Source organism: uncultured Bacteroides sp. (assembly GCF_958445495.1).
Lineage (GTDB): Bacteria > Bacteroidota > Bacteroidia > Bacteroidales > Bacteroidaceae > Bacteroides.
The window spans coordinates 53885-79099 of record NZ_CAUCSQ010000004.1 but is presented as its reverse complement, the minus strand read 5'-3'; the positions used below and the strand labels follow the sequence as shown (position 1 = coordinate 79099).

Genomic DNA, 25215 nt, shown 5'->3' with positions numbered 1-25215 from the left:
CGAAACAGACTTTATAATAGGATGAAAACAAGTTTATTTCTGATGAAACGAAACTTGCCGTCTTATATTTGTATTCCATGAAACGGCTTTGGCGGGGCATTGGAGCGGTAAATACAGTGAAAGAAGGAGGCGAAAGGACCGGAAGGAATAAGAAGAACGGATGTAACTCGGATGAAAATGCATTGACTGGGGTATATTGAGTCTCACTTTATAAAATGAGACTCAGTATGTTTATGTGTAAAGTGTTGATAATTAGGCGAATATTCGTAAATGAGTCTATTGAGATTTGTTGAGATTCATCGGTCTTGTTTTTTGACTTTTATATCTGGAATCGCCTTTATATTTGCATTGTGATTAAAACCGAAAATATAGTATTATGGATACAACAGCTAACATTTCCAGCAACATCATCACCCGTTCTTATGAAAAATATTATCAGGTGATTCTGACTTATATAACTTGTCGTATCACTCATCGTTATGAAGCGGAAGATTTAACCCAAGATGTATTCGTACGTCTACTGGATTATAAGCAGATGCTTCGTCCGGATACGGTGAGGTATTTCCTTTTCACTATTGCGCGCAATATAGTGACTGATTATATACGCCGTTACTATAAGAAACAGGAGATTGACAGTTACATCTATGATACCGCCTCTGTTTCTACCAATGAGACGGAAGAGAAAGTGATAGGCGATGATTTGCTGGCAATGGAACGGGCGCGTTTACAGGCGATGCCCGAACAGCGCAAGTTAGTTTATATATTAAACCGGTTCGAAAATAAGACCTCTCCCGAAATTGCCGATGAATTGAACCTTAGTTGCCGGACGGTGGAAAACCACTTGTTCCTGGGACGCCGTGAAATGCGTGAGTTCTTCCGGAATTGTATATAATTTATTTATTAATGAAATAAACACTTTAATGCTTATGGAAAGAAAGGCCGGAATTTAAAAAGAGGTATTTATACGCCTTATTTTGTCTCAAGAAATAAAAAATTAATATTATTTTTAAATCTCAAATTTAATGTTATGAACGATATCTTAAAATGTTCACCGAAAAGAATTTTATTTTCAATGGTGGTTGCTTCTGCATTGTTGACGGGGATACCTCAGAAAGCCTATGCGGAAGTTTATGGGTCGCAGACTGTTACGCAGACTGTAACGGTGAAGGGTACTGTCTTAGATGCTAATAATGAACCGATAATCGGTGCAAGTGTACTGATGAAAGGGACTACGAACGGTACGATAACAGATATAGATGGAAATTTCATACTAAGCAATGTCAATCCGGGAATATTGGTTGTTTCCTATATCGGTTATAAGAGCCAGGAGATAAAAGTGGATGGTGGTGCGCCTGTGAAAATTGTATTGCAAGAAGACGCGGAGGTATTGGATGAGGTTGTAGTTGTAGGATACGGTACTCAAAAGAAATCTTCGTTAACAGGTGCAGTTGCTGTAGTAGGTTCTAAAATGCTTCAGGAAAAAGGAGGGCTATCCAGTCCGTTGGAAGCTTTACAAGGACAAGTGCCCGGCGTTATGATAACCCGCAGTTCTTCTGCTCCGGGTGACGAAAGTTGGGGATTGAGTTTGCGCGGTTCAGTGTCTGTGAATAGTACGGAGCCTTTGATAATCATAGACGGGGTGGCATATGAAAGCGTGAATGAGCTTCGTTTATTAAATCCTAACGATATTGAATCAATGAATTTCTTGAAAGACGGTGCTGCTGCGATTTACGGTTCGCGTGCTGCCGGGGGTGTCGTGTTGATTACTACGAAGAAAGGTGCTGAAGGTAAACCGAAGGTTGAATATAGCGGTAGCGCTACATTAAAGACTGTGGGTCTGATGCCGTCGGCGATGAACATCGACCAATGGGCGGATGGAGTGATGACGGCTTTAACTAATGATAAGAATACATCTAATGTATGGTATACTTTCGCGGAATTGGCGAAAAAATATAAAGGTTCTTACCTCGATATGCGTTATAGCCCTAATCCGTTCGGTTCGACTAACTTTACAGATGTGGCGGATTTTGTTTTTACGGATGACGTAAATTGGCTGGATACGCTCTTTGGCGATACATGGAGTACGGAACACAGTTTAAGTGTTTCCGGCGGAACGGATAAATCATCTTACCGTATATCAATGAGCTACTTATATGATGGTTCTACCTTGCAGTTCGGTAGTAATAACAACAAGCGTTATAACTTCCGTATGAATAATACGTATAAATTTACGAAGAACCTGAAATTGGATTCCTCTATTTCGTACAATCGGCAGGAACAGGTCGCTCCGACGCAGATTGAATCTGCTTTGTCCGCTACCCTGCCTATGCCGGGACTTCCTTTTGAATCGTTGAACGGTAAACCTTATGCATGGGGAACATGGGGGTCTCCTGCCGCCATGGCTAGTTACGGGGGGAGCAATAAATTGTCGGTTTCCGCTATTTCATTGAGTGAAACATTGAACTATCAGATTTTTGATTGGTTGTCAGCCAACGCTAATATAGGATATAGCACGAGTACGGCGTCTCGCAATAAGACCTCCAATGCTGTCACTTATTATAATTACGAGGGTGACGTAGAGGTACGTACAGACCCCACTCAAGCGAATTCTACTTATACACAAACAAGCGCACGGACAGATTTTTATTCAATTTCCGGTTATCTGGCAGCAAATAAAACGTTCGCGCAGAAACATAAATTGTCTTTAACATTAGGTGCGCAGTATGAATTTAAAGAATACACTTATTTCGGTGTAATGGTAAAAGACGTCCAGAACGGTTTAGAAATAGTAAACGGGTCGGGAGATGTGACTTTGACCGGTGACGAACAAAAGTATCAGAATGCCAATCTTTCTTATTTCGGACGTTTCAATTACGATTATGACGACCGCTATTTATTGGAATTGAATGGACGTTATGACGGTTCTTCCAAATTCCTGCCCGAAAACCGTTGGGACTTTTTCTACGGCCTTTCTTTGGGATGGCGCATGAAACAAGAAGCTTTTCTGCAGGATGTCGATTGGTTGAGTGATTTGAAGTTACGTCTTTCTTATGCGGAAGTCGGTAATCAGAGCGGTATTGGAAACTATGACGGAGTACAGCTTTACAATCTGGTTGCGGCAGGGGATGACGGTGCATATATCGGTTCGAATAAACTTTCTTATATCAAGACTAACGGAACACTGGCTTCTACCACACGTAGCTGGGAACGTGTCAAGAATTATAATATAGGTATTGATTTTGGCTTTTTGAATGGAACTCTGACCGGTTCTGTCGAGGCGTTTATGAAACGTAACGATAATATGTTGGTGAGCGTCACTTTCCCCGGAACATTGGGAGATTCCGCGCCGAAAGCTAATGCCGGGAAATTTAAAGGCTGGGGATATGAAGGCCAGTTCAATTACCGGAATAAGATTGGGGAGGTAAACTATCACTTGGGCGGTACTTTTACTTTTGCCCGCAATAAGCTGGTGGATTACGGTGGCACGACAGTCCTGAAATCCGGTTATGTATCAACACAGCAAGGCTATCCCCTGAATTCTATTTTCGGTTTACGGTATGGCGGAAAGATTCAGAATGAGGAGCAGTTGGCTGCTTACAAAGCTAAGTATTATACCAACAACGGTATTGGCATGCCTTCCAACCTGCGTGTGGGAGATAATATGTACTGCGATGAAAATGGAGACGGGGTGTTGGATGAAAAAGACTATATTTATCTGGGCAGTGATACTCCTGAAATTTCTTACTCTTTCAATTTGGGAGCGGAATACAGGGGATTTGACATTAATGTTATTTTCCAGGGAGCCGCCAATCGTTTTGTCTATCGTCCGATTGATAACTGGACTGTTCCGTTCCGTAGCAATTACACTAATACGAGTACCGCTTCCATAGGCAATACGTGGAGCGAAAATAACCGGGATGCCTATTACGCCCCATATACCAATGAAAGCAATATCAATAATTATAATTACCAAGCGTCCTCTTTAACCGCACAGGACGGGCGTTACCTCCGCCTGAAAAACGTGACGGTGGGTTATACTTTCCCTTCTAAATTATTGAGCAAGACAAAAGTAATATCAGCAGCCCGCATATATGTGACGGGTGCGGATTTATGGGAAACTACCAAGATAAAGGACGGATGGGACCCGGAAGCGTCGGCTCGTGATACAAGTAATTCCAGTCAGGCTGCTAAGGGGGTAAAACGTTATCCGTTTACCCGTAATTTCACCTTTGGACTTAATTTAACCTTTTAAATAGTTGACGATATGAAACTGAAACAATATATAAAAGCTGCGTGCCTTTTTTCTTTCGTAACAGTGGCAACTTCTTGTATGGATTTGGAGCCGTTATCGGATATGGGCGATAATCTGGTATGGAATAATGCGACGAATTTCCAGTTGTTCGCTAATCAGTTTTACGGTTGGCCTCATGATTTTGAACGTGCTGTCTCGGAAGACAGTCCGCACAGCGACTACCGTTCCGACTTGGTTGCCGGTTCATCCATGAATATATATAGCCAGGGAACAAATGCCATTCCGGCTACGGACGGTAATTATACCAAATTGTATAAGCGCATTTATTACACTAATTTACTGTTGAAGAATGCCGAAAGTTTTGATACGCCCGCAGATATTGCGATTCCTGTGGCTGAGGCTAAGTTTTTCCGCGCTTATAGCCATTTTGAATTGGTACAGCTTTACGGTGACGCGATTGTCCTTATGGAACCTTTAGATTTGGACTCGGAAATACTTTACGGCAAACGTAATGAGCGCGGTGAAGTAATCGACCAGGTGATTAGGGATTTGCAGGATGCAGCCGGCAGCTTGCCCGAAACCTCGTCTGAGGAAGGAAGGCTGAATAAATATATCGCTTACGCCATGTTGTCACGTGTTGCGTTGTATGAAGGTACTTGGCAGAAATTCCATACGAACGGGAAAGATGCCGCTTCAAACACTTCCCGCAGTACGGAGTTGCTGACTATTGCCAAGAATGCTGCTGACGAGGTGATTAAGGGGAGGAAATATAAATTGTTCTATAATGAAAAATTGGGCAATGAAAGCTATCGTTATATGTTCACTTTGGAAGATGGGGCGCAATGTAATCCGGCCAACTTGTCAAAAAGCGACAATACGGAATATATCTTTGTAAAGCGTCATCGTAATGGAGACAAGACTGCGTGGAACCTGACTCATGGCATGGTGGCAAACGCTTGTTATGTAACTCGCAAACTGGCGAACATGTATCTTTGTTCAGATGGTCTTCCCATTGAGAAATCATCTAAATTCCAGCAATATGCCGGAGTCACCGATGAGTTCCAGAACCGGGATAACCGTATGGGGAATAACATGCTGTATCATGGACAGCAATATTGGAATAATGACGGAAAATGGCGTACAACCTGGACAGATGCGGATTTGGAGAATTGCCTGACTGCCAACGTACGTTCCGGTAGCGGTTACCAGAATCGCAAGTGGGGTACTGAACGCCAGGTGGATGATTACTATGAATCTTATGATTTTCCGGTTATCCGTTATGCGGAAGTACTGTTGAATTATGCGGAAGCCGTTTATGAGTTGAACGGTTCCATTACGGATTCGGAATTGGATTATTCTCTGAATTTGGTCCGTCTTCGCGTAAATCCGGATATGCCTAAATTAAGCAATGCGTTGGTTTCTGCGAATAACCTTTCAATGCGTGAGGAAATTCGTAGGGAACGTACCGTAGAATTGGTTCTGGAAGGATTCCGTATCGACGATTTAAAACGTTGGGCTACGGCTCCGGATGAAATGCCGCAAGACCAGCTTGGAGTGAAAGTGACGGGAACCTGGTTTGAAACCAACTGGACCGACCACAAACGTTCGCTTAGCAGTGACGGTTGTCTTATTCTCTATACTGACCGTGTTTGGGATGATAAACTCTATCTTTATCCTCTGCCTTCCGACCAGTTGCAGTTGAATCCGCAGTTGGGACAGAATCCGGGATGGACGAATTGATATAAATTGTCATAATTAATGAATATAAGAAAAAATACATATGAAACAGATATTGAAATATGGATTGGGTTGTCTGTCTATGGCAACGGTTATTTCTACATTCCTGTCCTGCAATGATGAAGAAGTAGCTCCACTTTCCAAGGCTATTTATCCGGAATCGGTTGAGATGATTATCTCGGAAGAATTGCAGGAGCTTATTTATGTGGATGATACGGAAGTGAAAGTATTGCCTTTAATTAAAGGCGAGAAAGTGGAATTAGGTTATAAGATAACGCCTGAAGATGTGACTTATAATGAAGTGAACTGGACTTCCAGCAATGAGAGTGTGGCTACGGTGGACATGAACGGTACGGTCAATGCCGTGAGCGGTGACGGTACGGGTGTTGCCGTAATCCAGGTTGCGCCGAGTGTATATTATTCGGGAAGTGACGTGGCGAGCGCTTTGAAGGTGTTGGTCGCCAATTCGCTGGTTAGTGCGGAAAGCATCACGATTAGTTCTGATGCGGATGCAGTATATGCGGGAGAGACATTGCAGCTTTCCGCTTCTATTTTGCCGTCTGACGCGACTTACAAGACTGTAAAATGGGCAAGTTCCGACGAGACTGTTGCTACGGTTGACAAAAATGGGCTCGTTACAGGAAAGGATAGCGGTAAAGGTTCTGCTGTTAGCGTGACTATTACTGCGACCTCTTTGGACGGTGCGGATGTGGTAGCGTCTAAAGTTATTACTGTAAATTCGATAGTGCAGCCGGAGAATGTTACTATCGACCAGGAATACTCGTCGGATAACGGTTATGAATTTGCTATTGCAGAGAAGAGTGTGGCGTTGAACTTTACGACAGTACCGGAAGATTGTACTTTGTCGTTGATAGAATGGACCTCAAGTGACGAGTCAATCGCTACGGTGGAAGCCGGTGTGGTTACTTTTAACACAAAGGGAGTATTCGGCAAGGTTACCATTACCGCTTCTTGTCCGGAAACCGGAAAAAGCTCATCCATTGAGTTGAATTTGGCGGAAGGATTGATACGCGAACTTTTCCGTAATGAGAATTATACATGGTCTAATGCTTCGAATGCAGATTCCCATACATGGAATAAAGAAGAGGGATATATTACAATCAATACCAAGATGAGCGGCACTAAATATCGTGGAGACTTGGTATGTAAAAGTGTGACATCCTGGTTACATGCGGGTAACTATCCTATTTTTGCAGTTCGTATGGATGATGTGAAAGATTACGAGGGAGTAACTGCAAGGAACATAACATTTGATGCGTCCGGAACATGTAACGGCAATAAATATTCAGGCGGGTTGGACGGAAACAATAATAAATGGCTTTATGATTACAAGTGCAGCGATGGCAGCCATGTATTGATTTATGACCTGACCCGTCAGAAATGGGCTAATGGTGATGGCTTGCTTCCGACAACTTCCGTTGCGTCATTTACGACTCTTCAGTTTAAATATGCCGATATTGTTTCTCCTGCGGCGGTAAGTTATAATGTCTATTGGATACAGACATTCAAGACATTGCAGGATGTACAGGCATATATCAAGTCGGAAGGCCTGACCTATGAGGTGATAAAGTAATCGGACTAATAACTAAAGTTTAAAACAGATTCTATGAATAAAAATATAATTGGAGTAATAGGTTTTGCACTGTTGTTAACAGTGCAGACCTCCTGCCGTGAGAATGAATTCGGAGTAGTGGATTTAACACTTCCGGAGGGAGTATATGAACCGGTGGAAGCGAAGTACACCTATAACCATCCTTGTGCAATGTTTTCTCAAGCGGATTTTGACCGGGTAAAGAATATGCTGGATGACGGAAGTGCGCCGCAGAAAGTGAAAGAGGAGTTTGAGAATCTGAAGAATTCGACTTATACGATTTCTTCTTACGTTCCGAGTCCGACATCCAAGATAGTGCGCGGGGATGCGACAGGAACCGGGTTTAAAGGTGAAAATTATTCCTCCGCGATGGAAGATGCGGCAGCCGCTTATCAAATGGCACTTTTGTGGAAACTGACCGGAACCGAACAATATGCCGAGAATGTGATTAATATATTGAACCAGTGGGCTGCGATTTGTACGGAAGTTACGTCAAATGACGCTAACCACAAGCTTGCGGCAGGTGCGCAGGGATATACTTTTGCCAATGCGGCGGAAATAATGCAGACTTATGACGGTTGGGAAGAGGCGGATAAGAATGCATTTAAAACATGGATTGTAGATGTGTTTGCTTCCAAAAACAAAGATTTCCTGGACAATCATCAAGGTAGCAATAATTGCGCTTTACATTATTGGTCGAACTGGGATTTGGTAAATATGTGTTCTTATTTGTCCATCGGTATTTTGACGGAAAATGACGATATGATTAACTATGTTGTCAACTATTTTTACAACGGGGTTGGAAATGGAGCTTTGAACAACCTGATTCAGGGTACTCATATTGACCCTTTATCCGGTGAGGAAATCTGCCAGAACCAGGAAAGCGGGCGTGACCAGGGACACGCTCAGATGTCGGCTGCCGTAACTGCCAATCTTTGCCAGATTGCTTATACGTTCTATCAGGATAATAAAGACGTACCTCAATTGGATTTCTTTGCGGCTGACAATAATGCCGTGATGAAAATGGGGGAATATGTGGCGCTTAGCAATGCCACAGACGGCATAAAGAATGATAATTCCGACGGTACGTGGCTGATTGATATTGCCAAAATACCTTTTAATGAGTATAAGTACTGCATGGATTGTGTTTGTACAGATAAGAATCACGGGCAAGACCATACGAAGGTGTCCGATGACGGTCGTGGTGAAGTCCGTCCGGGATGGGAAATTTACTATACCCATTATGCCAAAATAAAAGGTTTGGGCAGCGGATATAAGTACGCTCAGATGTTGGCGGACAAAATGCGTCCGGAAGGCGGTCCGGGCGAACCGATTAATCGTTACGGTTCCAATAGCGGCGCTTTCGACCAATTAGGCTGGGCTACTTTGATGTTATATCGTGAATAGTTCCCGTGCAATTATCCGATAACTGAAAAAAAGTTATGGAAGGGGATTAGGTAAATATCTAATCTCCTTCGTATATATATGCAAACAAGTTAAAAAGGATTGCTTTTTAGATTAGGAAAAGAGACGGATTCGGTTTTCCGTATGATTAATTTTCAGGAAAGGCAAAAAGAAATGTTTTTAGGCATGACGATTTATTATTTTAAATGAATTAATTAGTATTAGTTAAATTACTATGCGTAAAAAGATTCTGTTTTTAGCAGGGATGATTGCTTGCTGTACTCTGGCAGGCGCACAGGAAATATCCGGGACCTGGGTTGCCGATAAGGGCGATGGTACTTATCGGAACCCGGTCCTTCATGCCGATTATTCCGACCCGGACGTATGTGCGGCGGGAGACGACTTTTATATGACAGCTTCCAGTTTCAATTGCATACCCGGACTTCCTATCCTCCACTCCAATGACCTTGTGAACTGGTCGTTGGTGAATTATGCGTTGCCGGTACAGGAACCGGAGGATTTCTTTGATAAGGCGCAGCATGGAAAGGGGGTATGGGCACCGTCTATCCGTTTTCATAACGGGGAATTCTATATCTACTGGGGCGACCCTGATTTTGGAATTTACATGATAAAAACAAAAGACCCGAAAGGGAAATGGAGTAAACCCGTGCTGGTAAAAGCGGGGAAAGGAATGATTGACCCGACTCCCCTTTGGGATGAAGACGGCAAGGTGTATCTCGTATATGCTTATGCGGCCAGCCGGAGCGGGATAAACAGCATTGCGGTGATTTGCGAACTGAATGCCGAAGGAACCGAAGCGATTTCCGCTCCTGTCATGGTATTTGACGGGAATGACGGAAAGAACCATACCGTAGAGGGGCCGAAACTTTATAAACGTAACGGGTATTATTACATTTTTGCCCCGGCGGGAGGTGTAGCCACGGGATGGCAGTTAGTACTCCGGTCGAAGAATATTTACGGTCCTTATGAGTCGAAGATTGTGATGGCACAAGGAAAGACGGACATCAACGGGCCTCATCAGGGGGCGTGGGTGGATACGAATACGGGAGAATCCTGGTTTGTCCATTTCCAGGATAAAGGAGCTTACGGACGGGTGATTCACCTGAATCCGATGGAATGGAAAGCGGATTGGCCGGTCATCGGTATAGATAAGGACAAAGATGGGTGCGGGGAACCGGTCAGTACCTACAGGAAGCCGGATGTCGGCAAAGCTTACCCGGTCGCCACTCCTCCCGAAAGCGATGAGTTCAATACCCGCCACTTGGGATTGCAGTGGCAATGGCATGCCAATAAACAGGATACTTACGGTTTTACTACGGACTTGGGATACATCCGTTTGTATGCGGGCAGCCTTTCCAAAGAATTCGTGAATTTCTGGGAAGTACCCAACTTGCTGATGCAGAAATTCCCGGCGGAAGAGTTCACCGCTACCGCAAAGCTGACGTTCACCGCCAAACAGGATGGAGAACAAGCCGGACTGATTATAATGGGATGGGACTACAGTTATCTCTCCGTTCGTAAAGCAGGCGATAAGTTTGTTTTACAGCAGGCGATATGCAAGGATGCGGAGATGCGGAATCCCGAACAGGTGAAAGAGCTCGCCGCTATTCCTGTAAAATACCTGAAAATGCCGGGGGTGGCGGATAATGAGTGGCAAACAGTTTATTTGCGCGTGAAGGTGCGCAAAGGCGCTGTCTGCACGTTCGCCTATAGCCTGGACGGAAAGAAATACATGGCGGCGGGAGAATCTTTCAAAGCCCGTCAAGGTAAATGGATTGGGGCCAAAGTCGGGGTGTTTTGCGTGACTCCCAATGAGGGAAACCGCGGATGGGCGGATGTAGACTGGTTCCGGATGACCGAATAACAGAGAATGAAACAGAGAATAAAGAATTAACGCGAAGATATTGAACTAAGATGAAAAAGATTGTAGTAGGTTTGGCTGTGATGTTAGGGTTCTGTACGTGTACTCATAGGCCTTCCGGCACATTGGACGTGAATAAGGCATTGGATTATTGTGCGGAACAGACGCAGCGTACGCTTGCGGAATTAAAAACCGGTTCGGGGATTGACTACACGATGATGCCGCGTAATATTATGGCGGATGAACAACATTGGAACTGCCGCAAGGCAACGAAAGAGGAGTGGTGCGCCGGCTTCTGGCCGGGAGTGCTCTGGTACGATTACGAATATACGCAAGACAAATCCATTCTGGAAGAAGCGGAGAAGTTTACGGCTTCTCTTGAGTTCCTTTCCCGGATTCCTGCTTATGACCATGATTTGGGTTTCCTGATATTTTGTAGTTACGGAAACGGTTACCGCCTGACGCATAATCCGGCTTACAAGAAAGTCATTCTGGATACCGCCGATTCTCTGGCGACTTTATTTAACCCGGTGGTGGGGACAATGCTTTCATGGCCCCGCGAAGTGGAACCGCGCAATTGGCCCCACAATACAATCATGGATAATATGATTAACCTTGAGATGCTTTTCTGGGCGGCTAAGAATGGAGGAAACCCGTATTTGTACGACATCGCCGTTTCCCATGCCGATAAAACGATGAAATGCCATTTCCGTCCCGATTACACATCTTATCATGTGGCGGTGTATGACACGATTACGGGCAACCTGATTAAGGGGGTAACTCATCAGGGATATGCAGACAGTACGATGTGGGCGCGCGGGCAGGCATGGGCGATTTACGGATATACTGTGGTCTACCGTGAGACGAAAGACCCCAAATATCTTGATTTTGCGCAGAAGGTAACGGATGTTTATCTTGAACGTCTGCCGGAAGACAAAGTGCCTTATTGGGATTTCAGCGCTCCGGGGATACCTGATGCTCCCCGTGACGCTTCGGCCGCATCGGTTGTCGCTTCCGCTTTGCTTGAATTGTCTGTCTATCTTCCCAATGGTACGGGCAAACGTTATAAGGATGCCGCGATAGACATGTTGGCAAGCCTGGGTTCCGAAAAGTATCGGAGCGGTAAAAGCAAACCTTCCTTTTTACTGCATAGCGTAGGACATTGGCCGGCCCGTTCGGAAATAGACGCTTCCATTATTTATGCCGATTATTATTATATTGAGGCGTTGTTGAGATTGAAGCGCCTGCAGGAAGGAAAAGGGGTACTCGGGTAAGATAAGTGTTTGAAGAAGGTCGAAAAACTGCTTGAATGGAGGAAAAAGAAATCGTTCGGAGAAAGAGAAAGAAAGTGTTCGGATGAAGGATAAAGTAATGCTTGGATGAAAACCGAATAAGTACTCGGATAAACGAAAACGTTAACCGGATGAAAAAACGGGCCGTATGAAAATAATGAACCCTAAAAGTCAGACAAAAAACTTTTAGGGTTCATTTCAACGATAAGATAGCCTTTCTTTTGATTTATTGAGTTATAACATAAAAATCCCCCTGTTTGAGCCTTCATTCATCGGAATGCAAGGTAAGAATAGGGGGATTTTTCCTTTTAAGGTTTCAATCTATCAGATTTTCAACTTTCAATTTCCAGTTTGAGACATCTCTTTTTAACAGGTTCGGGTTGTTATTTCTTTACTTTGACAATATCGTAATTCAGGTCGCTGACAGCTTCCTGTAAACTATCGTTTACCAAGCGCAGAGTCGTATCGTTCACAATCATGAAATACATCGGCGCTTCACCGTTTTTGGGCGTCAGCTTGACGGCGGTGACCGGTTTCTTGTTTACTACCTTTTTCAATGTCTGTTGTTTACCGGTGGAAGTAAAAGTCTTGTTTTTGCCCTGGCCTTCCGCATCCAGATAAGTCATATCCAGCGTATAAACGGTATCCACGCCGTCGGTTGCCGCATTCAGGGTCAGTACGTAGTCTATTCCCGGTCCGTCGGCGGCAGGAAGGGTGCCTGCATAGACTTCTGTCATTTCAGTGATTGGAGTCATGGCAATGCCCAGACTGTCCGCTTCCGCCTCTGCGGCTTTGTTGGCTTTTGATTGGCAAGATGCCAAAGCAGCTACCACCGCTGCTAACATAATTACTTTTTTCATCGTTAAGTGCTTTAAGTTAATATAAATATAGTGAGCTATTGCTCGGTTCATCCTTTGGTCCTATTCCTTTTCTTTTTCCTCCTCTTCCTCATTCCTTTTGATGACAAGCAACTTGTCTACCCGTCCCCGGTCCATATCCATCACCTCGAATTGCAGGTTTTTGTAGGTGAATACGTCTCCAGCTTTCGGAATACGGCCTATCAGGAACATCGCCAGTCCGCCCAGAGTTGTGAAATCTTCGGATTCCAGGTCTTCATAAGACAGAATTCCCATCTCTTCCATGAAGTCGTCGATGTTCATGGAAGCCTCTACCAGCATCGATCCGTCCTGCCTGGTGACGATTTCCTCTTCTTCCGTGTCGTCCTCTTCAAGGATGTCTCCGAAGATGCTTTCGGTCAGGTCGTGCAGGGTAATGATGCCTTCCGTGCTGCCATACTCGTTAACAACAACTCCGAACTTGTTTTTGTTCTTCTTGAACAGCTCTAAAACTTTGTTCGCATACAAACTTTCCGGAATAAAGAGGGGAGGACGGGCTATTTCCCGCAGGTTGAACTCCTTCCGGTTGCCTATCATCAGGATGATATCCTTTACGGATACCACTCCCAATATTTCATCTTTCCGTTCGTCCACCAGCAGATATTTGCTGTAATGTTCTTCTTCAACCGTTTTCAAGACTTTTTCCCGCGTATCGTCAGGATGGAGGATAACGAGGTCTCTGCGGTGTGTCATCAGCTCATTGGCGCGTTTGTCGGAAAAACGGAACACGTCGCGTATCATTTCCGTCTCTTCTTTGTCGATTACTCCCTGTTCCGAACTTTGGTGGAGAATCATCTTAATCTCCTCCTGCGTCATCGGGCGTTCTTCATTCTTCAGTCCGATTAGCTTGTTTAACAGGCGGGTGGAAACGCTGAGCAGCCAGACGAACGGATACGATATTTTTGTCAGCAGAATCATAATCGGGCTGAAGAGGATTGCATACCGTTCGGGATTGCTGAGCGCGATGGATTTGGGAACTAACTCACCGATGATGAGAGAAAGATAGGTGATGACCGCTACAGTAGTCACCATAGCCAGATTGCGTGCGTACATCTCTACCCCCGGAATGAGGGAAAAGAAAGGCACAAGGTCATCGGCGATAGCTACGCCGCCATACGCACCGGATACGATGCCAATCAGCGTGATGCCGATTTGGATGGTAGACAGGAACTTTTCCGGTTCTTCCAGTTGTTTTAATACTCCGCGGGCGGATTTGTTGCCTTTGGCTACAAGAGTTTCGAGACGTGCTTTGCTGGAAGATACCAGCGCGATTTCGTACATGGCAAAAATGCCATTCAGTACGAGTAAAAGAATAATGATAAGAAATTCCATAAATGGATTTAAATGGTTATTGCTCCGAAATTACATGAAATCACGACACGATGCAAATTTGTGTAATATATTAATGAAATTTTAATAATACTGTTGTCTTTTTTGTATCTGAAACGGGAAAAAGGCATGTTCCGTTTGAGAATATGCCGTTGCCTGCGGTTTTAATATTCGAAGGTGATTCCCAATGTCGGGAGCAATGTGCCGCTTGACTGTCCGATACGTTTCATTTTGTAACGTTGCGCGGCGGCGGGAGCTTCCGGGTTTTCGATAACGCCGGTGCTCATAAGTACGTCTTGTTGTTTTAGTTTACTGGCTGTGATGTTTTGGATGTCGAGGTAAAATCCCAGCATGCCATGTTTCAGGTAAAAGGTCTTGTCGATGCGTATGTCCATCTGCGCGAAAGCGGGGAGACGTTCCCGGTTATATCTCGAATAGTCGTAATAGGCTTTTCCCTGCGCATCCCACGCTGCTACCAGCGATGACTTGTCTTCGTCGTAGGGGGTATATGGAGCGCCGCCGATACAGCTCACTTTCAGTCCGAAGCTCCATTGGTGCGGAAGGGAGTAGGTTCCCCGCAAATTGAAGATATACCGGTTGTCCCAGGCGGATGCTATGTATTCGCTCTCTTTGTCCTTCCGGTATTCGCTTTTGAAAACGGTAAAGGATGAAGCCAGGTTTAGTTTCTTGGCGATAAGCCATTTGACTAAAAGTTCCGCGCCGTAAGAGCGTCCCTGCGCCGTCGAAGTCAGCGGTTCGTTGCCGATTACCCCGTAGTCGTTTCCCTTGCAGCTTAGAGGAATGCCGTCTGTTACCGACAACGGAATCTTGTCATAGTCTTTGTAAAATCCTTCGACAGACACTTCGAACGTGTCTCCTTTCCGCCAACTGGCTCCCAGGCTTCCTTCGCTGACTTGCATGTAACGGAGGCTGTATTTGTTGGCAAACGTTCCGTAGTTGTTTTTAAAACCCAGGGCCGTATATGCGGGTAACTGGTAGTAAAGTCCCGCGTTTCCGCTGAGAAACCAGCGGTCTGTCAGTTGATAGGAGAGCGACAGGCGTGGAGACAGTTGGTCGGAGAGGCTTTTCATGGCCGATGAATAGTTGTTGGCATCTGCCCGTAATCCCAAAGAAGCGGTGAAACGGTCGTCTGTCGACGTGTAGTTGATTGTTCCGAAAAGTCCCCAGCGGAAAATACCCAGATAAGTATGATAGTCGTAAGTTTGCGACTGGTCGGTATATACCCGTTGGAAAGTCGTATTGGCATACTGGCTGTAATCCAGGTTGACGCCGAGATTGATTTTCCAGTTTCGGAAAACGGTGCTGTTCTCGAAGCGGAACTTGGTTTCCTGTTCGGTAGAGCGGAGGCGGAGCATCAGGTTGTCCGGACTGCTGTCATCGTTTTGCCTGTATTTGGTGTTGCGGTTGTTCAAATAACTGTGGCTGACTACCGCCGATTGTATGTGTGCGCCGGCATAATGGCGGTACACGGCTCCCAAAGTAAACGTTTCCTGTTTGATTTTAGGGAGATAACTAAGGATATATTCATTGTCTTCACTGTCGGCTTCGGTGTTCAGCCGCATGTTGTCAATCCCTCCCAGTCCCAGGACGGTCAGCTCGTTTTGCCGGTCGAACCGGGTTTTTATTTTGAACTGGGCATCGGTGAAAGTGGGCAGGAAAGGCAAACCGAGCATATCGAACAGGAATTGCAGGTAGGATTGCCGTACGGACACCAGGTAGGAAGTCTTTTTGCCCAGATGCCCGTTGGAGGCGAGGGAAACCTCAGAGGCTCCGAGCGTCGCCTTCAATGAATTACGTTCCATGTCTCCGTCGCGGAGTTTGAAGTCGAGGACAGAGCTGAGCGCATTTCCTTTGTTTGCGGGGAATGCGCCGGTGTAGAAGTTGACTTCCCGTATCAGGTCGGCATTGAGGATTCCTACCGGGCCGCCGGAGGCTCCCTGCGTGCTGAAATGGTTGATGTTGGGGATTTCCACTCCGTCGAGATAGAAACGGTTCTCGGAAGGCGACCCTCCGCGTACAATCAGGTCATTGCGGTAGCCTATCGGCGAGAAGGCGACTCCCGGATAGGATTGTACGATGCGTGAGATGTCCCGGTTGGCTCCGGGGCTTTTTTCTATCTCCTGTATTCCGATGATGCGCAGGCTGACAGGGCTTTCCACATCCCGCCTGAAAGGGGAAGCGGTAATGGTCACACCTTCGAGTTCGGTCCGGTTTTCTTCCATTTCTATCGGGACGTTCAGGTCTTTGGTAGACAGGATATATTCGGGGGTGACGACGCTTTTGTAGCCGATTGCCGTCGCCCGGAGGCAGTAGATGCCGGGAGGGACTTGTTCGATGGTGAAACGTCCTTCCGCATCGGTGACGCCGCCCTTATTCAGGCCGATAACCGTTACGTTGATGAATTCCAGGGGAACCCGGGTATTTTTATCGATTACCGTCCCTTTTATCCGGTGCACGGGTTGCGCCTGCAGCAGGGAGAATAGGATATGGAGAAACAGGGAAATAGCCAATAGTCTTTTCATACGGTTACAGTTTACTTTGCGAAAATACGAAAAATGTATGAAAGGAAGATACGGTTCCGTGAATAAAACGGCGTTTGTGCCGGTAGTCCGGAAGAGCTTTCCCGACAAAGTAAACCCGATTTTGTTTTACGTTTCGTTTTAATGTCTTATTTTTGTAGGAAATATTAAAACTTGATTTTTTATGAGGACCGTTAAGTTGATTACCTGCAATGATGCGATGAAAGCACACATCCTTCAAGGGGCGTTGGAGAATGAAGGAATTGAATCTATTCTGCATAATGAGAATTTTTCTACTTTATATAAAAGTTGTGTAAGCAGCATAGCGGGGGTGGACATACTGGTTGCGGACGAGGATTATGAGAAGGCGGTCCGGGTGTTGAAGGAAAACCAAAGTTGGCCCGAAGAGCTGACGCTCTGCCCGTACTGCGGTTCGCCGGACATCAAGTTCGTGCTGCGGAAAGGACATCGGTTGCGCGCGGTAGGGGCGGCCATTCTTTCGATGTTGGCGGCGGCTCCTCCGGGAGATAACCATTGGGAATATACGTGCGGGCAGTGCCGCCGCACCTTTGAAACGCCTGTGGCTGTATTTCCTTCTTCGCGGGGGGAGACGGAAGAATAACATTATCTAATTATATACCTGTAATGAAAAAGAGAAATTTTTTGTTAGCTGTTTTATTATTAGTACTGGCGGCGCCTTCTTTTGCCGCGCGGGTGGATACTTTGTCGGTTAATAGCCCCTCCATGAATAAGGATGTCCGGGTTATAGTGGTTGCTCCGGATGCCGCGTCGGGAAAGAAAGCCGTAGCTTGTCCTGTCATTTATTTACTGCACGGTTATGGCGGAAATGCCGACACGTGGATTGGCATAAAGCCGGACCTTCCCCGGATTGCAGACGAGAAAGGGATTATTTTCGTTTGCCCGGACGGGAAGAATAGCTGGTATTGGGATAGCCCGAAGAATCCGTCCTATCGTTATGAAACATTTGTCTCGTCGGAACTGGTGAAATATATCGACGGCCGTTATAAGACGGTTGCCGACCGGAAAGGACGTGCCATAACCGGATTGAGCATGGGCGGGCACGGAGCTATGTGGAATGCCATCCGCCATAAGGATGTGTTCGGCGCTGCGGGCAGTACCAGCGGCGGGGTAGATATCCGTCCGTTCCCGTTGAATTGGGAAATGCCGAAACAGTTGGGAGAATTTGCCCGGAACAAGAAAGTGTGGGACGAGCATACGGTCATTAACCAGATTGATAAGATTGAAAATGGAGATTTGGCGATTATCTTTGATTGCGGCGAGTCGGATTTCTTCCTGAATGTGAATAAGGATTTGCATAACCGGTTGTTGGCTAGAAAGATAGACCATGATTTTATCACTCGTCCGGGTGGGCATACCGGGCAGTATTGGAATAATTCCATTGACTACCAGATTCTGTTCTTCGATAAGTTTTTCAGGAAATGACCGGCTTCGGCATGCAGGAAAAAGGCGTGCCGTGCCGGAAAGGCTTCTCTCAAAGGCGGAGCTTATTGAATGGCGATTGAAAGCTTGCGCCAACAAGGATAAGAGTAGGGATAATCCTCTTTTCCGTCACCGGTCGTCCGGCTGTCGATTTGCACCAAGTTCCCTTTCGTATCGAAACGGTACGTGTAGGCGGTGTATTCGCTGTCATTGCCTTCGGGACGGGTGCGGGCCGTCAGATGGCGGGGAGCTTTTCCCAACAATCCCGCATAAAGGGCTTCTACATGCAGGGTGAAGGGATAGGTATCCAATAAAGTCAGGCAAGGCATATAGAACGGGCTGCTTTCTTCTGAAGGAGAATAGTGGATTGTGTTGGAGACGCCATTCAGGGAGGAAGTGACGGATATCAGGTCTCCGTCCTCATAAGCCAGGACCGTGGCGGAATAATGCCGGTTGCCGATGTTTTCGTCTATCTGCGTCAGATATCCCTCCGGGGAATATGAGAATGTATATTCGCGGTTTTGACCGGCTGTGCTGTACGTGCATGCGGCGGCGTATCCTTCGTCATTCAGCTCATACGCCAGGGTGATGCCCTCGGTTGCCACTGTTACCTTGTTTCCGGAATAGCTGAGGTCGGCCTCATAGTTGATTTCGCTTTCCAGGACTTTCTGGCTGATGCGGCGTTGGATTAATTGGCTGCGGTCAAATGAGAACGTTTCCGTTTTATATACGGAAGCCGCATCGCTTGTCATGGTTTCGTTAAGGATGATGTCCCATAAACGGGACTCCTCCGGGTTTCCTTCTTCATCGTCGGAGCAACTGAAAATCAGGAGGCCGATTAATAACAATGACAGTTTTTTCATTTTGTTTTATTTGATTCTCAACCCGTTTCCTCCGATGAATATCCGGCTGGCAGAACTGTTTACGCTCTTTTCTATCTTCAAGCTCCGGGCGGTCTTGTCTTTATCCTCTTCTTTGGGCGGGTAAGTACCGTTCAGAAATCCGAGGGCGACGCTCAATAAGGTTTCTTCCGGATTGCCGAAAGGCAGAAAATTCAGGTAGTCGGTAGAAGCGTTGACGGAATAAGTGGCTTTGAATCCTGAATAAGTGTCATGTTCCGAATTGTAAATCGTGCATACTACGGGATTGACCGACCATAGGAATTCTTCATTGACAAACTGTTCCGTTCCCACATTCTGTCCTTTGGTCGAACTGCCGATGGCTACCAATTGCTGGATTTTCCCGTTCAGGCAGTGCATCAGCATTTCCGGGGCTCCCGCCGTTTCACCGCTAATCAGGACGATAAGCGTCGTTAATTCCAGGCTGCTGCCTGACTTCAACAGTTCCGTATTGAATGTCAGCGTTGTATTCTTGTCCGTATTCTTGTCATTGTATTCAAGATATGCCATAGTCTGGTTATGATAATAAGAAGGTACGAAGATGGTGCTTAGCAGTTGGACGCAATCAATGCTTCCTCCTTCGTTATACCTTAGGTCGAGTATGACTTTGCGGATATTCTCCTGTGCAAGCTCATTCGACCATTCCCGCAATTCGTCATTGTATTTCTCCGCATCCTCCTTTGTACCTGCCGTGAAACTGTTGTACATCAGGTAACCGACTTTGCTTCCGTCTGTCAGCGGAAGTATCTTTTTGCAGTGGACAGGGTTGTCCGTCAACGGCGTTGCAGCCCCTATCTCTACCGGTTCGCCCGTGATTACCACCCGGTAGATATCTTCTTCCTCCTCATCGTCTTCCGTCTCCTCTTTGCCGTCTTCCGTCTCTTCCTTACCGTCTTCTCCCGGCGTTTCTTCCGGCGTGACTTTTTGGTATTTCCCCAATGTCACTTCTATCGGTTCCGTGCCTTGCAACAATTGGCTTTCATATTTCTTGCTGATATAGGAAGTGTCCACCTTTACAATCCAGTCGCCCCGTTCCAGGCCGGCTGAAGCTGCGGGTGAACCGGGAATGACATAAGTAATCAGTGCGTTATAGGCTGTGTCGTTGTCCGGGTTCCTGACGAGCGAATAGTCAAACCCATAGGTCGGAAGAGGAGTCGCCATCACCGAGTCCGCGAATGAGTAGCTGTCTTTGCTGCTTTTTACTTTAGACAGGAATGAAGACGGTTCCAGAAACAGGTTTATGTCGTCATAGGAAGGCAAATCTTGATACCACAGGTAATTCTGCTGCATGATGTCATACATCCACGTATCCAATGCGGTCTGATGGGCGTATTCCGGCCACCGGTCGACGCCGCAGGAGAAAAAGCCGCTGATGCACACGATAATCAGGGCGGGTATGAGGAGTATCTTTCTTAATTTCGTCATTATAAAAAGCTTTTCACTGTGCAAATGTAGGAAATACTTTGCTTATCTACCACATTTATGGTATAAAAATGCCTTTAATGTGTGATTGGCTGTTAGCAGGCATAGCTCTATCTTTGTCCCGTCCGGGATGTGAGCGGATTTGTCAAACAAGTATTAACGGGTTTTCAAGATGGATATAGCAGTATTGTTGTCAGGGGGCGTAGACAGTTCGGTAGCCGTGCATCTCCTTTGCGAGCAGGGATACAAACCGGCTCTTTTCTACATCAGGATAGGCATGGACGGGGCGGAATATATGGATTGTTCGGCGGAAGAGGATATTGAATTGTCGGCCGCCGTTGCGCGTAAGTACGGCCTGGCTCTGGAAGTGGTGGATTTGCACCGGGAATATTGGGAGAATGTGGCGGCTTACGCCATTGACAAGATAAAAAAAGGATTGACTCCCAATCCGGACGTGATGTGTAACAAGCTGATTAAGTTCGGCTGTTTTGAACGGCGCGTCGGGAAAGATTTTGATTATACGGCTACAGGGCATTATGCCGCTACGCTGGAACGCGGCGGCAGGACGTGGCTGGGCACGGCAAGAGATACGGTGAAAGACCAGACAGACTTTCTCGCGCAAATCGATTCTCTGCAAGTCTCCAAACTGATGTTCCCTCTTGGAGGGCTGCTCAAAAAGGAAGTACGCGGGATAGCGGATACGGCGGGATTGCCGACTGCCCGGAGAAAAGACAGCCAGGGGATTTGTTTCCTGGGGAAGATTAATTACAATGATTTTGTCCGCCGTTTTCTGGGAGAGAAAGAAGGGGCGGTTGTCGAGCTTGAGACGGGAAAAAAGCTGGGGACGCACCGCGGGTATTAGTTTCATACCATCGGGCAGCGTAAGGGGCTCGGATTGGGAGGCGGCCCCTGGTTCGTGACCGGGAAAGACATTCAGGAGAATGTTGTCTACGTTTCCCGCGGTTATGAGACGGAAGCGCAGTACGGCAATGAGTTCCGGATGCACGGTTTCCATTTTATCACGGATAATCCGTGGGGAGAGTCTTTGGAAGAAGGAGTCGATATTACTTTCAAGATTCGCCATACACCCGGATTTGTCAAAGGAAAGCTGGTTCGGGAAGTAGGGAACCGGTATCATGTCTTCTCTTCCGAAAGGTTGCAGGGGATTGCTCCCGGACAGTTCGGGGTTGTCTATGACAGCAGTTCGGAGATTTGCGTGGGAAGCGGCGAGATAACCGGTTAAGCGGGCTTCCCGGCGGCAGGTGCGGATTATCGGCGGAGAGGCTTTCCGGCGATTGCGTCAGATATAATATTCCGCCAAATCCACAATCCCCGCCCGCATCGCATATTTGGTAGCTTCATGTATGTTATTCACGCCTAATTTGCGGAAGATATTCTTACGGTGGCTGTTGACGGTATGGAAACTTAGATTTTTCTCCGCGGCTATTTCCTTCGTCGTTTTTCCCAGGGCTATTTCTTTCAGGATGTTCCTCTCTGCCTGTGTCAGCAGGCGGTCTTCCGTATCTGCCGTAACCGTGCCGGCGGCCGGAACACCTGAAAGGAGCAGGTTGCTCACATGGTTGCAGATATACCGCTGCCGGCGGTTGGCGCACCGGATAGCGGTCAGTATCTCTTCTTTCGAGTTGTCTTTCATCACCACTCCGAATGCCGTGCTGCCGAATAATACCCGGCGGAGGAAATGGATGCTCAATTCGTCGGAGAACAGGAGCCAGTCGGTATCCTTGAACCTTTCCTGCAGGACAATCAGTTCGTCCGCTCCCGCAAAATCGAACAGCGTGTAATCCAATACCACCACTGCCTGCGGATGCAGCCGGAGTTGCCGGACCAGTTCGGCCTTGCTGCCGGCTTCCAGAAGGACGGATACCTCTTTCTGCCCGCTCAGCAGGAACATCATGCCCGCTTTGCTGATATCCTGATTGTCTGCGATGATATATTCTCTCATAGGAAACAGATGAATAAAAAAAACTCCGTTGCAAATGTACGCATTTTGCGTGACTTGCAACGGAGTTGTTCCCGGATTCTTTGTCCGGACTACCAGGAGCGTCCTTTGAAGATGTTTGACTGGTTGAGCGGAACGATGTTTCCGTTCAGCGTCAGGTTGTTGTTATTGAAGTTCGGGCTGATGGAAACCGATGCGTTGTTGTTTCCGCTGCCCATGTTGATGAAAACCTGGGCGGAGATGCCGATTCCCTGGACGCTGAATGAACAGTTCACATTCCCTTTTTTATCAATGTTTATTTTCATATCCGAAGAGTTACCGTCCACGGTAACCCCGCCTATCCCGTTAGGGCCGGGGTAAGGAGTATTGAATGCCGTCTGTACGGTGGCCCTGTTGCCGTTCATCAGGACAAAATTGGTGTTTGAGGTGACAAAGGCGCTCATGCCGTTACGGAAAATGACCTGGTTGGCCTCCAATACGAATTGTTTGTTTTTCAGCGCTTGCACGGCTTGTTGATATGCTGCCATGTCCTGCACCTGTTCTTCGGCGCGGAGTTTGGCTCTTTCCGCATCCCGTTGGGCTTTTCTTTCCGCACGCCGTGAGGCTGCATTACTTTCCTGTGCATACATCATTGTGCTTACACTGACTAATACTAATGCTACTAATGCAATAAACTTTTTCATAACTTTTTTTTGTTTAGGTTTAATACGTTGTCCGTTTATTGCAAAAACAAAGTCTGTGGCGGATTGTTCACAGGCGTCCTGTAATTTATGTCCGGCAGAAGCAGCGGTAATGTTTTCGGAAAGAGGCAGATGGCCGCACCTTCCGTCCGTGCAGCAGTTTCATATTGTTCAACCGATTTCTTTTTTGCGTTTCAGCCACCAGTAACGGATGAAAAGCATCCCTGTCAGAATCAATGCTACGGACAATCCCGTGTAGAATACGGAAATGAAACTTTCGGGCAGCAGGTGGAAACTTCGGACGATGATTCCCAGTGAAATCATGAATATCATGATAATCCAGCTTTTTACGTCGAAGAAAGAGAAGGGACAGTTACGGTCTTCCTTCTTCTGTTCGATGCGGCGGGTATGTTTATAGTAAAGCCTTTTGAAAACCAGTATGAAGAACAGCAGGAAAACGACGGTAGCTTCCCCTATCTTGAACATCCAGTCCTGTGAGTCGTTCATCCAGGTCACAATCCCTATCCGTAATATATTGCCGCCTGCAATGAGCCAGACGACGCCTGCGGTAATCAGTAAGATTTGTCTGTTAACCCCGTATTTCATCGGTCGTTTTTTGTAATAAACGGTTTTATGGCTCATTTTGTTGGCTTACTTCTTAAAGAAAATAGTCATGAACAGGGAAATGCCGGTTAAAACGGTTCCGACACCTGTCACTCCGTGCCAGCCGTACAGTTGCCAGAAACTTCCGGCAAGGAACGTGCCTAAAGAACCGCCGGTGAAATAGGTAGTCATGAATATCGTGTTGATGCGGTTCGAAGCGCGCGGGGCCAGCTCGAAGATGCTTGTCTGGTTGCTGAGCTGGATACATTGCATCCCTATATCGATGGTGATGATGCCGGCGATAATCCCCGCATAAGTATTTTCTCCGGTAGAAAGCAGCAGCCAGGACAGGAGAATCAACCCGCAACCGATGAAGTTGAAACGGCGTACGCCCACCTGTTTCACGTATTTGCCCACGAAAGAAGCAGTCAGCGCCCCTGCTACTCCGCAGAGTCCCAGAAGCCCGATTACGTCGCTGTCGGCGAAAAACGGAGCCTGCCCCATTTTGAAGGCGAGGCAAGACCACATGGCGAGGAAAGAACCGAAATTCAGCGCCGCGCGGACAGAATAGACGCGCAGTTGCGGAAATTCCCTCCACAGGGATAGGAGGGATTTCATCAGGCTAGCATACCTCCCTTTGAAATTGGGTTGAATCTCCGGAAGGACTTTGAGTATGATAACCGCGCATGCGAGCATCAGACCGGCAGCTATATAATACATCTCCCTCCATCCGAACAATTCACCGACAAATCCGCTGACAACGCGGGAAGCGAGGATACCGGTCAGCAATCCCGATACGACGATGCCTACGTTCCTGCCTTTGTTCTCCGGACGGGAGAACTGGGCGGCGATGGGGATGAATATCTGTGGAATCATAGAACAGATTCCCGTGAACAGCGAAGCAACGAGAATCAGGTTGACGCTATGCGACGAAGCGATAGCCAGCAGGGAAACTATCAGCAGAGCGAAGTTTGTAAGGATGATTTTCCTGCGTTGGTACAAGTCGCCTAGAGGAACAATGAAAAATAGCCCGATTGCGTAACCAATCTGTGTCACCATCGCAATCAGGTTGGTCTTGAACTCCGATACTCCCAAATCATGGCGTATCATGTTTAATAACGGTTGGTTATAGTATAGGTTGGCTACCGAGATACCCGCCACGATAGCAAGTGTCCAGAGGATGGATGCCGGCAGTCCCCCGTTTTCTTTTAATGGCTGTTTCATGCCGCAAAGATAACAAATAAGA

18 protein-coding genes and 1 pseudogene are annotated in these 25215 nt (G+C 46.6%); 10 read left to right on the top strand and 9 right to left on the bottom strand.

Going from position 1 to position 25215, the window contains the following annotated elements:
* Positions 1 to 376 precede the first annotated feature (376 nt).
* From Q5076_RS02740 to Q5076_RS02710, 7 genes are all read left to right on the top strand, one after another.
* Positions 377 to 892: a sigma-70 family RNA polymerase sigma factor gene (locus Q5076_RS02740; RefSeq protein WP_303010698.1), complete on the top strand. Its 516-nt coding sequence runs from the start codon at positions 377 to 379 to the stop codon at positions 890 to 892.
* Positions 893 to 1027: 135 nt separating this feature from the next.
* Positions 1028 to 4252, top strand: coding sequence for a TonB-dependent receptor (locus tag Q5076_RS02735; protein WP_303010697.1), 3225 nt, complete (start codon positions 1028 to 1030; stop codon positions 4250 to 4252).
* 12 nt (positions 4253 to 4264) lie between these two features.
* Positions 4265 to 5992, top strand: coding sequence for a RagB/SusD family nutrient uptake outer membrane protein (locus tag Q5076_RS02730; RefSeq protein WP_303010696.1), 1728 nt, complete (start codon positions 4265 to 4267; stop codon positions 5990 to 5992).
* A gap of 40 nt (positions 5993 to 6032) precedes the next feature.
* On the top strand, positions 6033 to 7583 hold the full coding sequence (locus Q5076_RS02725; RefSeq protein WP_303010695.1) for an Ig-like domain-containing protein: 1551 nt from the start codon (positions 6033 to 6035) through the stop codon (positions 7581 to 7583).
* 33 nt (positions 7584 to 7616) lie between these two features.
* Positions 7617 to 9008, top strand: coding sequence for an alginate lyase family protein (locus tag Q5076_RS02720; RefSeq protein WP_303010694.1), 1392 nt, complete (start codon positions 7617 to 7619; stop codon positions 9006 to 9008).
* A gap of 232 nt (positions 9009 to 9240) precedes the next feature.
* Positions 9241 to 10890 carry a glycoside hydrolase 43 family protein gene (locus Q5076_RS02715; protein ID WP_303010693.1) on the top strand — a complete coding sequence of 550 codons (1650 nt, stop codon included), beginning with the start codon at positions 9241 to 9243 and terminating at the stop codon, positions 10888 to 10890.
* 50 nt (positions 10891 to 10940) lie between these two features.
* On the top strand, positions 10941 to 12161 hold the full coding sequence (locus Q5076_RS02710; RefSeq protein WP_303010692.1) for a glycoside hydrolase family 88 protein: 1221 nt from the start codon (positions 10941 to 10943) through the stop codon (positions 12159 to 12161).
* A 401-nt stretch (positions 12162 to 12562) separates the two neighbouring features.
* On the opposite strand, the gene Q5076_RS02705 is transcribed toward Q5076_RS02710, so the two are convergent.
* From Q5076_RS02705 to Q5076_RS02695, 3 genes are all read right to left on the bottom strand, one after another.
* Positions 12563 to 13039, bottom strand: a complete 477-nt coding sequence (locus Q5076_RS02705) for a copper resistance protein NlpE N-terminal domain-containing protein (RefSeq protein ID WP_303010691.1) — start codon at positions 13037 to 13039, stop codon at positions 12563 to 12565.
* A gap of 60 nt (positions 13040 to 13099) precedes the next feature.
* On the bottom strand, positions 13100 to 14407 hold the full coding sequence (locus Q5076_RS02700; protein ID WP_303010690.1) for a hemolysin family protein: 1308 nt from the start codon (positions 14405 to 14407) through the stop codon (positions 13100 to 13102).
* 161 nt (positions 14408 to 14568) lie between these two features.
* Positions 14569 to 16947, bottom strand: coding sequence for a TonB-dependent receptor (locus Q5076_RS02695; RefSeq protein ID WP_303010689.1), 2379 nt, complete (start codon positions 16945 to 16947; stop codon positions 14569 to 14571).
* Between the two features lie 181 nt (positions 16948 to 17128).
* On the opposite strand from Q5076_RS02695, the gene Q5076_RS02690 reads away from it, so the two are divergent.
* Positions 17129 to 17566, top strand: a complete 438-nt coding sequence (locus Q5076_RS02690; RefSeq protein WP_303010688.1) for a DUF2007 domain-containing protein — start codon at positions 17129 to 17131, stop codon at positions 17564 to 17566.
* Between the two features lie 23 nt (positions 17567 to 17589).
* Positions 17590 to 18408 carry an alpha/beta hydrolase family protein gene (locus Q5076_RS02685; protein WP_303010687.1) on the top strand — a complete coding sequence of 273 codons (819 nt, stop codon included), beginning with the start codon at positions 17590 to 17592 and terminating at the stop codon, positions 18406 to 18408.
* 62 nt (positions 18409 to 18470) lie between these two features.
* Here Q5076_RS02685 and Q5076_RS02680 read toward each other — a convergent pair whose 3' ends face one another.
* Both Q5076_RS02680 and Q5076_RS02675 read right to left on the bottom strand, forming a co-directional pair.
* Complete coding sequence (locus Q5076_RS02680) at positions 18471 to 19268, bottom strand: DUF4595 domain-containing protein (protein ID WP_303010686.1); 798 nt, start codon at positions 19266 to 19268, stop codon at positions 18471 to 18473.
* Between the two features lie 6 nt (positions 19269 to 19274).
* A complete protein-coding gene (locus tag Q5076_RS02675) occupies positions 19275 to 20732 on the bottom strand; it encodes a S41 family peptidase (RefSeq protein WP_303010728.1) in 1458 nt (485 codons plus the stop codon).
* A gap of 166 nt (positions 20733 to 20898) precedes the next feature.
* Between Q5076_RS02675 and mnmA the strand changes: the two are divergent.
* Positions 20899 to 21969, top strand: a pseudogene (gene mnmA, locus Q5076_RS02670) (tRNA 2-thiouridine(34) synthase MnmA).
* A 57-nt stretch (positions 21970 to 22026) separates the two neighbouring features.
* Here the strand turns inward: mnmA and Q5076_RS02665 are convergent.
* The 4 genes from Q5076_RS02665 to Q5076_RS02650 all read right to left on the bottom strand — a co-directional run bounded on the left by Q5076_RS02665 (position 22027) and on the right by Q5076_RS02650 (position 25193).
* Complete coding sequence (locus Q5076_RS02665; RefSeq protein ID WP_303010685.1) at positions 22027 to 22689, bottom strand: response regulator transcription factor; 663 nt, start codon at positions 22687 to 22689, stop codon at positions 22027 to 22029.
* Positions 22690 to 22778: 89 nt separating this feature from the next.
* Positions 22779 to 23369, bottom strand: coding sequence for a DUF4251 domain-containing protein (locus Q5076_RS02660; RefSeq protein WP_303010684.1), 591 nt, complete (start codon positions 23367 to 23369; stop codon positions 22779 to 22781).
* A 168-nt stretch (positions 23370 to 23537) separates the two neighbouring features.
* On the bottom strand, positions 23538 to 23972 hold the full coding sequence (locus tag Q5076_RS02655) for a hypothetical protein (protein ID WP_303010683.1): 435 nt from the start codon (positions 23970 to 23972) through the stop codon (positions 23538 to 23540).
* Between the two features lie 45 nt (positions 23973 to 24017).
* Positions 24018 to 25193 (bottom strand): MFS transporter, encoded by a 1176-nt coding sequence (locus Q5076_RS02650; RefSeq protein ID WP_303010682.1) that lies wholly within the window; start codon positions 25191 to 25193, stop codon positions 24018 to 24020.
* Positions 25194 to 25215 lie beyond the last annotated feature (22 nt).